This window comes from Modestobacter sp. DSM 44400 (assembly GCF_900107175.1).
GTDB lineage: Bacteria > Actinomycetota > Actinomycetes > Mycobacteriales > Geodermatophilaceae > Modestobacter.
Window position 1 is genome coordinate 1 of the sequence record NZ_FNOZ01000021.1, and the last position, 12,885, is coordinate 12,885.

Here is a 12,885-nt window from a genome sequence, read left to right on the forward strand (position 1 = left end):
GGCGGGGGACCGCCACCTCAACTTCCACGAGACCCGGGACAACCTCTGTAGCTGGTCCTGGACAAGCTGGTCAGAACGGCGTGTCGTCCGAGCCTTCAAACTGCGGGTCGTGGGTCCGATTCTTCTGGGCGCCCGGCGATGCGGCGACTCAGACATGCCGACCGGGCGGCGTTATGAGAGCGGCTTTACGTGCCACGCCGATCTCGCAGGGACGAGGGAGGTCATCGGCCGCGTGGTGCGGTCATCGGGCGGCTCCGAGGGCGAAAGCCCAGGTCCGGGCAGTCGTTCTGTCGACAAGCGGGCATTCCGGGGAGTCGTCGCCGGCCCCACGGAAGGCTTGCACAACGATTAGGTGACGGGGGGTCCACGGCCCGTCCTGAGGGCCTCGGCCGCACCTGCGACGGCCCTAGCTTTCGGGCTGTCCGCGGTACTTCCCCGCCGCGACGGACACCGAAGGAGAGACCGCGTGCACCTGCCCGCGTCACTGCGCACCCACCCCGCCCCGGACGCTGGACCGGTGGCGTCCGAGTTGCTCTCGCCCGTGTTCATGGGCCACGCGTGATGCTTCTCTGGCCGACCGTCTCGGCGCTCGGCTTCCTCATTCTCGCCGGGCTGGTGATCGCCCTGGGAACGAGCTCCACCGCCCGGTACGAGTTCGAGCGCAACCGCGCGCAGGGCCAACGGCAGCGGTTGTTCGTGCCGGACCCGGACGGCGCGCTCGCCATCACCGCCGAGAGCACGGCGGCTCCGGCGGCCGGCGACCAGTCGCGGCCGCTGGGTGGGCCGGCCACTCCCGACCAGTCAGCTCCCGGCGAGGCGGTCGCCGGGCACGCCCGCGAGCGGCAGGGGGCGTCCGGCAACGTCGCCACCCTGCCGCAGGCGCACCCGGCCGGTCAGCGCGTCGACGGTCCGTCGGCGCCGGCCTGGTGGCTGGTGACCGAGGGCGACAACCGGGCGATCGCCGGCCCCTTCGCCGACCGGGTGGAGGCGGACTGGGCCGGTCTCGCCGGCACGGCGGGCGCGTCGGCGCACGCGGTGCACGGCGTGCGGCGCCCGGACGGTGGGGTGACGCGACGGCAGACACCCGAGGACCGGGCTTGGCTGACCGAGCTGGGCGATCAAATCGACCGGCTGCCCGAGGACTGGGACGAGGGGCTCACCGATGACGACCCGACGGCCACGCTCGTCGTCGAGGTGGCCACGGCGCTCGTCGAGGCCGGCCTCCCGCTACATCACTGCGCCGGCGAGGGTGTGGCGGGCGGGGTCTGCCTCACCCCGGAGGCCGGGTGCGCCGGCGTCCTGATCAGCTGGCACCAGCACGACCGGATGAGTCACGACCAGGTGCGCGGTACCGGCATGGTCACCGCAGTTCAACGGACGATGAACGCCGCAGTCGCCGAGTGCCTGGAGCAGCTGGGCTTCCTGGTGGCGCCGTTCGACTCGTCGGGCTGCTCGCTGGTGATCGACGCCCGGACCTGGTGGTGAAGCGGCGGTCCGGGAGGTTCTGGTCGTGCCCGCTGCGTGCCCGTACGGCGGGCACGCAGCGGCGATCGACGGTAGAGCGCGGTGACTCGGTAGCGCGCCTGAACAGCGCGAACGCACTTCCGCCCTAATCAGTAGTACGTGGGGATCGAACTTGAAAACCGTATGGCTCACCGCCAGGCCCGGCGCTCGGGGGTGCCGGCGCCAGTCGACATCGCCAGCGTGGCCGGCCCGGTCGCCCATGCTGAGCGTCCGCCTGCAGTTGCGCCGCCGCCGGCGTGACCTAGTCATGACCTAACGGGCGGAAAACTGGGGTCATGAGGGGGGAAATGCGGTCATCCAGGGGGTGCGAAACGGCCCTCACTGGCGGCCTGATTGCCGCGCTGACCTGCGGTTTTGCGTGGAGCGGGTGACGAGAATCGAACTCGCACTGTCAGCTTGGGAAGCTGATGTTCTACCATTGAACTACACCCGCGACGGGCCCCTCGGCCCTCGCCGGACAGCCTAGCAAGGCCCTCTTCCGTGGTCCGGACCCACTCGGCGAGCTCCTCCGGACGGGCAGGCCCAGGGTCGCGCAGGCTCCTCCCTAGACTCCGCGCCATGCTGCTGTCCGACCGTGACATCCGCGCCGCGCTGGACTCCGGCCGGCTGGGCATCGACCCCTTCGACGCCGCGATGGTGCAGCCCTCCAGCATCGACGTGCGGCTGGACCGCTTCTTCCGGGTCTTCAACAACGCGCGCTACACCCACATCGACCCGGCGCTGCAGCAGGACGACCTGACCACGCTGGTCGAGCCGGCCGCGGAGGAGCCGTTCGTGCTCCACCCGGGGGAGTTCGTGCTCGGCTCGACACTCGAGGTCGTGCGCGTCCCCGACGACCTGGCGGCAAGGCTCGAAGGCAAATCGAGTTTGGGCCGCCTCGGGCTGCTGACCCACTCCACGGCCGGCTTCGTCGACCCCGGTTTCTCCGGACACATCACCCTCGAGCTGTCCAATGTGGCGAACCTGCCGATCACGCTGTGGCCGGGGATGAAGATCGGCCAGCTGTGCCTGTTCCAGCTCAGCTCGCCGGCCGAGCACCCCTACGGCTCGGCGGTCTACGGGTCGCGCTACCAGGACCAACGAGGTCCGACGCCGTCCCGGTCCTTCCGGAACTTCACCCGCGCCGACACCCGGGCGGCCCCGCCGACCTGAGCGGTCCGCGCGCGCAGCGCCGGATGACGGGGCACCCCGCGGGGTAGGGCGGTGCCATGGATTACCGGGGAACGTCAGTCGCCGCGCCGTCGCGGCCCGCTCCCGAGCTCGACACGGTCGGCGCCTTCGACTGCGCGGAGGAGTCCGCGCACTACGCGTTCTCCGTGCAGCTGCTGCTGAGCCAGTACGCCGCCGTCGTCCCCTGGCGGGCCGAGGGCGTCGGCGAGCTCGGCAGCGGCGACGCCCGGGCCGTCGGCCAGGTCGTGCGCACCATGCCGGGCCTGCGCGTCCACGGCACCGACATCAGCGCGACCTCGGTCGAGCGGGCCCGGGCGACGATCGACGAGCTGGGCGTGGCCGACCGGTACACCGTCGAGCTCGGTGACTTCTTCGAGTGGGCCGGCTCCGCCGCCGGTCGCCGGATCTCCACGGTCATCGCCAACCCGCCCTACATCCCCGCTCCCGACGGCGACATCCTGATGCCCGAACTGTGGGGCGGAGTGCATGGCAACGACCTGGCCCTGCGCCTGCTCACGGTGGGCTTCGAGCACCTGCTCGTCGCCCTGCCCAGCTACTCCGACCCGGCCGAGATGCTCGAGACCGCCGCCGACCTCGGTTACCGGGTGGCCAACTTCCTGGCCATGGGCCTCGAGTTCGGCCGGTACAGCAATGAGCCCAAGGTCCGCGCCCACATCGAGCGGCTCGTCGCCGAGGGGCACGGCTGGGCCGGGGACGACGAGTACGTCGTCGCCATCGCCCTGCTCACCCAGTCCCCAGCGGTCGCCCGGGACCGGTCGGCGCAACTGCGCAGGGCCCTGCAGCTCCCCGGCTGAGCGGGCCCCTATGGCCCGCCCAGGGCTTCCCTGAGCTTGCCGAAGGGATGCGGGACGGAGTCCTTCTACCGAGCCTGCGAAAGGCTCGGGGAGGCGGTCCTTCTTCAGGCGTCCGGCCCCCGCCGGCCATGGGGCACCGTAACCGGGGGCTCGGCGCCGGCCACCTCGACGTCCGCACCGCGCTCCGGGTCCGCCGAGGCAGCCGTAGCCGCCAGGCCGGGCAGCTCGTCGTCCACGTACCGCTCGCGGCAGACGATCCAACCGGTGATCAACAGCAACACGACACCGACGTAGACGAGGACGAACATCCCGGTGTAGCCACCGGTCGCGCCGCGGAGGACGCCGACCAGCAGTGGCCCGACCGCGGCGAGCAGGTACCCGCCCCCCTGGGTCACCGTCGACAGCGCAGCCGTGGACTCCGGCGTCCGGGCGCGCAGCCCCATCAGCGTCAGCACCATGGAGAACGTGCCCAGGCCCAGGCCCAGCAGGGTGACCCACAACCACGTCGCGGTCAGCGGGGCGACCGCCAGCCCTGTCCAGCCGGCCAGGTAGCAGCAGATGAAGCCCACCAGCAGAGGGCGCTGCAGGCGCGACCGGACGGTCAGCGGCGGCACGGCGGCGTTCACCGGGATGGCGATGACCGCGTTGAGCCCGACCAGCAGTCCCGCGGCGGCTGCGGACATCCCCTGATCGCGCAGGTACTGCGCCGTCCAGCCGATGATCACGTACGCCTGCATCGCCTGCAGGCCGAACATCAGCGTCATCGACCAGGTCAGCCGGCTGTGCACCAGCGCGCGCATCCGGACGGCGGTGTGCCGGCCGGCCGAGGCTCCGGGACGGGCCGGGACGGCCAGCCACGGCAGGACGGCGACCAGGGCGAGGACCGCCCACACGCCGAGCGCCCACCGCCACCCACCGTCACCGATGCGCGCGGCGATGGCCGCCGTCGCGCCGGAGGCCAATGTCCCGCCGATCGCCATCGCCGTGCCATAGGCGCTGACGAGCAGCCCGGTCCGGCCCGGGAAGTACCGCTTGACCAGCCCGGGCAGCAGCACGTTCCCCAACGCTCCGCCCGCCATGGCCGCCACCGTGCCGAGGACGAAGAGCCAGAAGGAGCCCGCTGCCGCGCGACCGACCAGGCCGAGCGCCATCGCCAGCAACGCGGCGGCCAGCACGTGACCGTCCCGGAAACGGGCGGCCAGCGGGGGCCCGGCGAACCCCAGCGCGGCGAAGCAGAGCACCGGCAGGGTGGTGATCACCCCGGCGGCCGCGGAGGAGACGCCGAGGCCGTGCTCGATCTCCTGCAGCACCGGCCCGACCGAGTTAACCGCCGTCCGGAGGTTCACCCCAGTCAGCAAGATGGCCGTGCCGACCAGGAGCAGTCCCTGCCGGGGCTTCGCGGACGGCGGGGCAGGGGCGGTGCGGGTCACGACCCCCAATGGTCCTCCAAGGCCGGCGGCGCCCGGCCACCGGGCCGTCGGTGCGTCAGCTGCGGGCGTGCCCGACCCGCTGGACCCGCGGGGTGGCCCGCGGCACCCGGCGCCAGACGGCACGCTGCAGCGCCAGCGTGGCCAGCGCCGCCACGAGGATGCCGGCCAGGTTGATGCCCAGCTGAGTGGTCGCCTCACGGAAGTCGGTCCCCCCGCCCAGCGCGAGCGAGAGGGCCATCTCGCCGGCCGCCGGCACCGTGGTCACGGAGATGAACACGCCGACCAGCGCCCCTGACCGGGCTGAGGTGAGCGAGAGGACGCCGGCGATGCCGGCCAGCACGGCGACCAGCAACGACCAGCGGTCGGGCTGGGTGATGAAGGCAGTGGCCGGCCGGTCCTTGCCCAGGAGCTCGGGGCCGATCCACCCCAGGCCCCGGCCGAGCAGGGCGACGAGCGTGGCGAGGGCGATGGCCACCGCGAAGCCGACCAGCAGCGAGACCACCGCCTGACGGCCCACCCGTCCCCGCCGGTGGACGACGGCCACGGCCAGCGCGGCGAGCGGGCCGAACTCCGGGCCGAGCACCATCGCCCCGATCACCAGCGGCGCCGAGTCGTTGACGATGGCCACGGCGGCCAGCAGCGTCGCGATGGTGAGGAAGGCCAGGTAGGACACCGACAGGGCGGCGTCCGCGGCCGTCGTCCGCACCACCTGCTCCCAGACGACGGCGTCCGAGCCGTCGCCCGGTGCGCGGCGCTCCGCCTCCTCGGCGGGGCGGGATACCGCCGCGTCGACCGCCTCCATCGCGATGCCACCGTCCCGGTCGACGTGCAGTTCCCGCAGCCCGTCGATGAGCTGGTCGGCGGACTCGCGGGCGACGTCGACGAGGAACAGGTCGCCGGCCGGGCGGATCGAGCCGCCGGGGACGACGGCCAGGTGGGCGACCCCGGCGTCGCCGTCCAGCAGGTCGCGGACCGCGCGGGTGCGGTCGGGGGGCACGGTGACCCGAAGGTGGAGGAGCACAACCGGTGGCTAGCGGGTGCCGCTGACGGTGACCGTCACCTCGGCGACCGGGCTGGTCGTGCCGTCGTCGGCGACGGCGAGCATGGCCAGCTGGTGCGGGCCGTCGCCAGCCGGTGCGGCGAGCAGCAGGGTGGGGCTCAGGCACTGTTGCAGCTCCAGCTGCGGGCCGGCCGGCGACTCGGTGTAGGCGACGGTGCTGCCGGCGTCGCCACGGACCGGCACGCCGTCCAGGGTCACGACGTAGGGAACACCGTCGGGCCCGGTGAGGCGGAAGCGCAGCGCCTGCCCGGCCGTGACCGCACTGGTGGCCACCCCGATCGCGGGGGTGTCGCAGTCGGCCGTGAGCGGCACGTCCTCCGTGCCGCGGCTGCCCGCGAAGGCCAGCACCGCCAGGGCGACCGCGGCGAGGGCCAGCCACGTCCAGTGCCGGCCGCGGCGGATGGGCGGCCGGTCGTCGGCCAGCACCCGCTCGTCGTTGATGTCGCGGGCGTAGTGCAGCTGGGTGCGCCGGTTGCCGGCCTTGAGCTCCGGGTCCTCGCGCCCCCGGACGCCGCCGAAGATGAAGCTCATGTCGTCCAGTGTCCCTGCGGACCCCTGCAGGGGGGCAGGCAGTCCTTCATCAGTCGTGCTGGGTGGCGGCCGAACCGGTGCCGGCCGGGTCGTCGGGCTCGGTGCCGACGCCGGGACCGGACTCGGTGCCCGGGGCGCCGACCGGCGCCAGCGAGCGCAGCAGGATCTGGCTGACGTCGAGGACCTCGACGTGCTCCTTGGCCTCGCCGTTCTGCTTCTTGGAGGTCAGCGCGTCCGACAGCATCGTGATGCAGAACGGGCACGCGGTGGAGATGACGTCGGGATCGAGCTCGAGCGCCTCTTCGGTGCGCTCGACGTTGATCCGCTTGCCGATCTTCTCCTCCATCCACATCCGCGCACCGCCGGCGCCGCAGCAGAAGCCGCGGTCCTTGCAGCGGTGCATCTCCTGGGTGGTGAGGCCCTGGACGGAGTCGAGGATCTCCCGCGGCGGGGTGTAGACCTTGTTGTGCCGGCCCAGGAAGCACGGGTCGTGGTAGGTGACCTTGCGGTCGATCGGCGTGACCGGGGTCAGCCGGCCGTCCTCGACCAGCTTGCCCAGCAGCTGCGTGTGGTGGACGACCTCGTAGTCCCCGCCCAGCTGCGGGTACTCCCGGCCGAGGGAGTTGAAGCAGTGCGGGCAGGTGGCGACGATCTTGCGCCGTCCCTCGCCGCGGCCCTCGAACACGGTGTTGAGCGTTTCCACGTTCTCCCCGGCCAGCTGCTGGAAGAGGAACTCGTTGCCCACCCGGCGGGCCGGGTCACCCGAGCAGGTCTCCCCCTTGCCGAGGACGGCGAACTCCACGCCGGCGGTGTGCAGCAGCTCGGCGACGGCCTTGGTGACCTTCTTGGCGCGGTCGTCGATGGCGCCGGCGCAGCCGACCCAGAACAGGTACTCGACGTCGTCGTCGATCGCGCCCTCGACGTGGCGGACCTCGAAGTCCAGGTCCTTCATCCACTCCTCGCGGACGTTGCCGCCCACGCCCCACGGGTTCCCGCGGTTCTCCAGGTTGCGCATCATCACGCCGGCCTCGGAGGGGAAGTTGGACTCGATCAGCACCTGGTAGCGGCGCATGTCCATGATGTGGTCGACGTGCTCGATGTCCACCGGGCACTGCTCGACGCAGGCGCCGCAGTTGGTGCAGCTCCACAGCACGTCGGGGTCGATGACCCCGCCCTCTTCGAGGGTGCCGACCAGCGGGCGGTGCGCCTGGGCGTCGTTCGTGCCCTCGATGCGGGCGTAGCCGGACGCCCAGACCTGCTCGTCGCTGGGCTCAAGCATCGCGTAGTCGGCGAAGTTGGGAGCCTCGTCGGAGGCCTTTTGCGCGCCGGTCAGATACGGGGCCTTGGCGTACAGGTGGTCCCGCAGGTCCATGATCACCATCTTCGGTGACAGCGGCTTGCCGGTGTTCCAGGCGGGGCACTGGCTCTGGCACCGCCCGCACTCGGTGCAGGTGGTGAAGTCCAGCATCCCCTTCCAGGTGAAGTCCTCGATCTTGCCGCGGCCGAAGATGTCGTCCTCGCCGGGGTCCTCGAAGTCGATCGGCTTGCCGCCCGAGGTCATCGGCTGCAGTGGGCCGAGGGCGACCTTCCCGTCGTCCTCACGCTTGAAGTAGATGTTGAAGAAGGCGCTGAACCGGTGCCAGGCGACGCCGAAGTTCAGGATCCGGGAGATCGTGATCAGCCAGACCAGCGAGACGACGATCTTGACGAAGGCGATCGAGCTGATCAGGTTCGGGCTGGCCGGGAGCAGGTGCGAGAGCGCGCCGGAGACCGGGTGCGCCCAGGACGGGGCGTCGTCGTAGCCCGCGGCGATCTTGGCGGCGCGGATGGCGAGGATGGCGATGCCGATTACCAGGACGACGGCCTCGACGAAGTAGCCGCGGCCCTCGTTGGACCCGGCGAAGCGGCTCTGCCGGCCCTGCCGGCGCGGATGGTCGAGCTGCCGCCGGACGATCAGGTACAGGATGCCGAGGATCGTGCCGGTGCCGATGACGTCGACGAAGAGGTTCCACAGGCTCCACTCCCCGATGAGCGGCAGGTGCCACTCCGGGTTGAAGACCTCGCCGAACGCCTCGACCAAGGTGAGGAAGAGCCCGTAGAAGCCCAGGAAGACGAACCAGTGGGCGGCGCCGATGGCGGACCACTTCAGCATGCGGGTGTGGCCGAGCGACTCGACGGCCAGCGTCTTCAGGCGGGGCCCGACCGGGCTGGCGCGCGTCGGGTCAGGCTGGCCGGTCTTGAAGATCCGCAGCATGGCCCGGACTGCCTTGGTGGCGTAGACCACCGACACCACCAGCAGGAGCACGGCCAGCGTGCCGAGGACGATCTGCAACGGGCCCATGGGCTCCCTCTCGTGCGGGCGTGCGCGGGCGTCTTCGCCCATCCCGGACGGACGATAACCGGGCGGGCAGAGGCTACCTGCTGGTAACCCGCGGACCTGCGCCGAGCCGCCCCGGGGGAGCCGGACCGCGACTCGCCTCGCGCTGAGGTCACCGAGCTCGCGTTCGGGGGTGAGCGTCGCAGCGCCGGCGCGAGCCCGGTGGCGGAGCCCTGCGTCATCCGGCCCGGACCAGTCCCCGCTCCCGCGGAACGATGGTGAACGCCCGGACCGCCGGCCCGGGCACAGCCAGCAGGGCATGCAGCCGGTCCTCCTGCACCCTCCAGCGCGATCCGAGGTCGGCGTCGGCCAACTGCGGGAACCGGATGCCCAGGGCTCGCAGCTCGCCCTCGCGCCGCTTCTCCTCCCACAGCACCTGGGCGGGGGTGCGCTACCGTCGCGCGGCCGCGCCGGCCTGGCCGGGCTCGCCGTCCGTGGTCTGGCCGCGCAACAGGGCGGCGTCCATGGCGACGACCGCGTCCTCCAGGTCCCACTCGCGCGCGCAGTCGACAAGCGTGCGCGCCGCGGACGTGATCGGTAGCCGGTTCCGGGTGGTCCGGTGGACGGAGGGCAGCGGAGCCCGGTTCACCAGGTAGCCGGCGCCCCGCCGCCACTGGTCGGGATCGGTCAGCCGCACGGCGCTGTCCAGGTCGCGCCGCAGCGGCCAGCCCCACAGCCGGGCCGCGGAGCTGTGGCTCACCGCAGTCTGCGGGCGGCCGAGGAAGGCGAGCGTCGCGAAGCAATCGATGGCATGCCTCCCACCCCGGCGTTCGACGACCTCGGCCAGGTCGGTGGTGGTCTCGTAGACGCCACGGCGGATCCGCACCCAGCGTCCGGAGGAGCAGGCGTTGCGCATCTCGTCGGGCCGGTATCCGGCGGCACGTGCCTCGGCCGCGGTGAAGACGCCGAGCTGCTGGTGGGCGCGGGCGCGAAGGGTGGGGTGCACGCCGGATTCTCCGCATGCCCAGCCCTCGAGAGGGCGTGTGCGGCGCGCCTGCGGACGACGACTCCGACCGCAGCCCTCCGTCGTCGGCGGTCCTCGCGTGGAGGTCGCCGAGCTCGCGCTGGAGGGTGGGTCGGCGGCGCGGGGGCGAGTTCGGTAGGGCGACGCAACCCCCGGGGAACACTTCGCCCGGGTCTGCCGTTACGGTGGGCAGGAAAGTTGAGCGGACCCGGCGCAAGGCACTCGTGGTCCCTCGGCTCCCTCCGGACAGGCACCACCTCCAGAACGGAAGAGAGAGGCCACCTTCATGGCACGAGCAGTCGGTATCGACCTCGGCACCACCAACTCCGTCGTCGCTGTCCTCGAGGGCGGCGAGCCCACCGTCATCGCCAACGCCGAGGGCGCTCGCACGACGCCGTCCGTCGTCGCGTTCGCGAGGAACGGCGAGGTCCTGGTCGGCCAGTCGGCCAAGAACCAGGCGGTCACCAACGTCGACCGCACCATCCGCAGCGTCAAGCGCGAGATGGGCACCAGCTGGAAGACCGGCGAGATCGACGGCAAGGCGTACACCCCGCAGGAGATCAGCGCGCGGGTACTGCAGAAGCTCAAGCGCGACGCCGAGACCTACCTGGGTGAGCCGGTCACCGAGGCCGTCATCACCGTCCCCGCCTACTTCGAGGACGCCCAGCGCCAGGCCACCAAGGAGGCCGGGGAGATCGCCGGCCTGAACGTGCTGCGCATCGTCAACGAGCCGACCGCTGCCGCGCTGGCCTACGGCCTGGACAAGGGCGACACCGAGCAGACGATCCTCGTCTTCGACCTGGGGGGCGGCACGTTCGACGTCAGCCTCCTGGAGATCGGTGACGGCGTCATCGAGGTCAAGTCCACCGCCGGTGACAACAAGCTCGGTGGCGACGACTGGGATGAGCGGGTCGTCAAGCACCTGGTGCAGACCTTCAACGTCTCCAACGGCATCGACCTGTCGAAGGACAAGCTCGCGATGCAGCGTCTGCGGGAAGCCGCGGAGAAGGCCAAGATCGAGCTTTCCGGCGCACAGTCGACGAACATCAACCTGCCCTACATCACCGCCGGTGCCGACGGCCCGCTGCACCTGGACGTCACGATGACCCGGGCGGAGTTCCAGCGGCTGACCCAGGACCTCCTGGACCGCACCAAGGCCCCGTTCAACCAGGCGATCCGGGATGCCGGCGTCTCCGTCGCCCAGATCGACCACGTCGTCCTCGTCGGTGGCTCCACCCGGATGCCGGCCGTCAGCGACCTGGTCCGCGAGCTGACCGGCGGCAAGGAGCCCAACAAGGGCGTCAACCCCGACGAGGTCGTCGCCGTGGGTGCCGCGCTGCAGGCCGGCGTGCTCCGCGGCGAGGTCAAGGACGTCCTGCTGCTGGACGTCACCCCGCTTTCCCTGGGCATCGAGACCAAGGGCGGCATCATGACCAAGCTCATCGAGCGCAACACCACGATCCCGACGAAGCGCTCGGAGATCTTCACGACGGCCGACGACAACCAGCCCAGCGTGCAGATCCAGGTCTTCCAGGGTGAGCGCGAGATGGCCGCCTACAACAAGAAGCTCGGCATGTTCGAGCTGACCGGGCTGCCGCCGGCACCGCGTGGCGTCCCGCAGGTCGAGGTGGCCTTCGACATCGACGCCAACGGCATCGTGCACGTCCACGCCAAGGACCTGGGCACGGGCAAGGAGCAGTCGATGACGATCACCGGCGGCTCGGCCCTGCCCAAGGACGACATCGCGCGGATGATGGCCGACGCCGAGGCGCACGCCGAGGAGGACAAGAAGCGCCGCGACGACGCCGAGACGCGCAACCTCGCCGAGTCGCTGCAGTACCAGACGGAGAAGTTCCTCGCGGAGAACGGCGACAAGATCCCCGAGGAGAAGAAGACCGAGCTCGGTGAGGCTCTCAGCGAGCTGCGAGGCGCCCTCGGTGGCTCCGACATCGCCGCCATCAAGGCTGCGCAGGAGAAGGTGGCCCGGGTCTCCCAGGAGGTCGGTGGGGCGCTGTACGCCCAGCAGTCGGAGGCCGCCGGCGGTGACGTCCCCGGCGGTGCCACCGACGCCGGTGCCACCGACGCCGGTGCCCCGGGCGCGCAGAGCGCCCCGTCCAACGACGACGACGTCGTGGACGCCGAGATCGTCGACGAGGACACCGACAAGCGCTGACGGTCCGCTCTCCACGCGTGCCCCGGCCCGGCAGGTCCGGGCCGGGGCACGCGTGGAGCCCGGCGACCCCGTACCGGCACAGGGAGAGCAGATGAGCGAGCACAACAGCGACACCGAGTTCGAGGCGCCGGCCGCGGCCGCCGAGCCGATGGACGAGGTGGACCGCCAGCTGGCGGAGCGCCTCGAGGACCTCCAGCGGATCACCGCCGAGTACGCCAACTACCGACGCCGGGTCGAGCGTGACCGGGTGCTCGTCGTCGACCAGGCCGCCGAGCGCTTCGCGGGGCAGCTGTTCCCGATCGTCGACGACATCGAGCGGGCCCGGGACCACGGCGACCTCACCGGCGCCTTCAAGGTGGTCGCCGACCGCGTGTTGGGGCTGCTCGACGGTCTCGGCGTGGCCACCTTCGGCACCGCCGGCGACCCGTTCGATCCCGCACTGCACGAGGCGGTGCTGCACGACACGTCCCCGGACGTGTCGGTGCCGACGGCCAGCACGGTGCTCCGTCCGGGCTTCCGGCGGGGTGACCGCGTGCTCCGGACGGCGATGGTCGGGGTCACCGACCCCGAGTCCCCGGCACCCGCCCCGGCCGGCGCCGCCGACGTCATCGACGGTGACGTCATCGACGGCGAGGTCATCGACGACCCGGCGCAGCCCGAGGGCTCCACGGCCGGCCCGACCGCCGGCTGAGCACCCTCCCCACCGTCCGTTCCGGCCTCCGGCACCCGCCAGGTCGACCCCCGCAGGAAGGGAGCGCCCGATGATCGAGCCCACCAGGTCCGGCTCCCCTGCGGAGCAGCCATGGAGTGCGTCGAAGACGTCTGATACCCCTGCGGAGCA

11 protein-coding genes and 1 tRNA gene are annotated in these 12,885 nt (G+C 71.8%); 5 read left to right on the top strand and 7 right to left on the bottom strand.

Going from position 1 to position 12,885, the window contains the following annotated elements:
* Nucleotides 1–561 precede the first annotated feature (561 nt).
* On the top strand, nucleotides 562–1,485 hold the full coding sequence (locus BLW04_RS13935) for a hypothetical protein (protein ID WP_091542360.1): 924 nt from the start codon (nucleotides 562–564) through the stop codon (nucleotides 1,483–1,485).
* Between the two features lie 398 nt (nucleotides 1,486–1,883).
* Here BLW04_RS13935 and BLW04_RS13940 read toward each other — a convergent pair.
* A tRNA-Gly gene (locus tag BLW04_RS13940) sits at nucleotides 1,884–1,957 on the bottom strand.
* Nucleotides 1,958–2,082: 125 nt separating this feature from the next.
* On the opposite strand from BLW04_RS13940, the gene dcd reads away from it, so the two are divergent.
* Together dcd and BLW04_RS13950 are read left to right on the top strand one after the other, a co-directional pair.
* Nucleotides 2,083–2,676: a dCTP deaminase gene (dcd, locus tag BLW04_RS13945; protein WP_091542149.1), complete on the top strand. Its 594-nt coding sequence runs from the start codon at nucleotides 2,083–2,085 to the stop codon at nucleotides 2,674–2,676.
* A 56-nt stretch (nucleotides 2,677–2,732) separates the two neighbouring features.
* Nucleotides 2,733–3,509, top strand: a complete 777-nt coding sequence (locus BLW04_RS13950) for a class I SAM-dependent methyltransferase (RefSeq protein WP_091542153.1) — start codon at nucleotides 2,733–2,735, stop codon at nucleotides 3,507–3,509.
* Nucleotides 3,510–3,613: 104 nt separating this feature from the next.
* Here the strand turns inward: BLW04_RS13950 and BLW04_RS13955 are convergent, their stop codons facing one another.
* From BLW04_RS13955 to BLW04_RS13975, 6 genes are all read right to left on the bottom strand, one after another.
* Nucleotides 3,614–4,939: an MFS transporter gene (locus BLW04_RS13955; protein WP_091542156.1), complete on the bottom strand. Its 1,326-nt coding sequence runs from the start codon at nucleotides 4,937–4,939 to the stop codon at nucleotides 3,614–3,616.
* A 55-nt stretch (nucleotides 4,940–4,994) separates the two neighbouring features.
* Nucleotides 4,995–5,960 carry a DUF389 domain-containing protein gene (locus tag BLW04_RS13960; RefSeq protein ID WP_091542159.1) on the bottom strand — a complete coding sequence of 322 codons (966 nt, stop codon included), beginning with the start codon at nucleotides 5,958–5,960 and terminating at the stop codon, nucleotides 4,995–4,997.
* Between the two features lie 9 nt (nucleotides 5,961–5,969).
* Entirely contained in the window at nucleotides 5,970–6,530 is a 561-nt protein-coding gene (locus BLW04_RS13965; RefSeq protein ID WP_091542162.1) for a hypothetical protein, read from the bottom strand.
* Nucleotides 6,531–6,579: 49 nt separating this feature from the next.
* Nucleotides 6,580–8,871 carry a (Fe-S)-binding protein gene (locus BLW04_RS13970; RefSeq protein ID WP_091542166.1) on the bottom strand — a complete coding sequence of 764 codons (2,292 nt, stop codon included), beginning with the start codon at nucleotides 8,869–8,871 and terminating at the stop codon, nucleotides 6,580–6,582.
* A gap of 214 nt (nucleotides 8,872–9,085) precedes the next feature.
* Complete coding sequence (locus tag BLW04_RS28435; protein WP_254781535.1) at nucleotides 9,086–9,283, bottom strand: hypothetical protein; 198 nt, start codon at nucleotides 9,281–9,283, stop codon at nucleotides 9,086–9,088.
* A 15-nt stretch (nucleotides 9,284–9,298) separates the two neighbouring features.
* Nucleotides 9,299–9,853 (bottom strand): type IV toxin-antitoxin system AbiEi family antitoxin domain-containing protein, encoded by a 555-nt coding sequence (locus BLW04_RS13975; RefSeq protein WP_254781537.1) that lies wholly within the window; start codon nucleotides 9,851–9,853, stop codon nucleotides 9,299–9,301.
* Nucleotides 9,854–10,157: 304 nt separating this feature from the next.
* Here BLW04_RS13975 and dnaK point away from each other — a divergent pair, with 304 nt between their 5' ends.
* Nucleotides 10,158–12,044, top strand: coding sequence for a molecular chaperone DnaK (dnaK, locus tag BLW04_RS13980; RefSeq protein WP_091542168.1), 1,887 nt, complete (start codon nucleotides 10,158–10,160; stop codon nucleotides 12,042–12,044).
* 91 nt (nucleotides 12,045–12,135) lie between these two features.
* The gene (gene grpE, locus BLW04_RS13985; RefSeq protein ID WP_254781539.1) at nucleotides 12,136–12,735 is read left to right on the top strand and encodes a nucleotide exchange factor GrpE; all 600 of its coding nucleotides are present in this window, start codon (nucleotides 12,136–12,138) and stop codon (nucleotides 12,733–12,735) included.
* The last annotated feature ends 150 nt before the right edge of the window (nucleotides 12,736–12,885 follow it).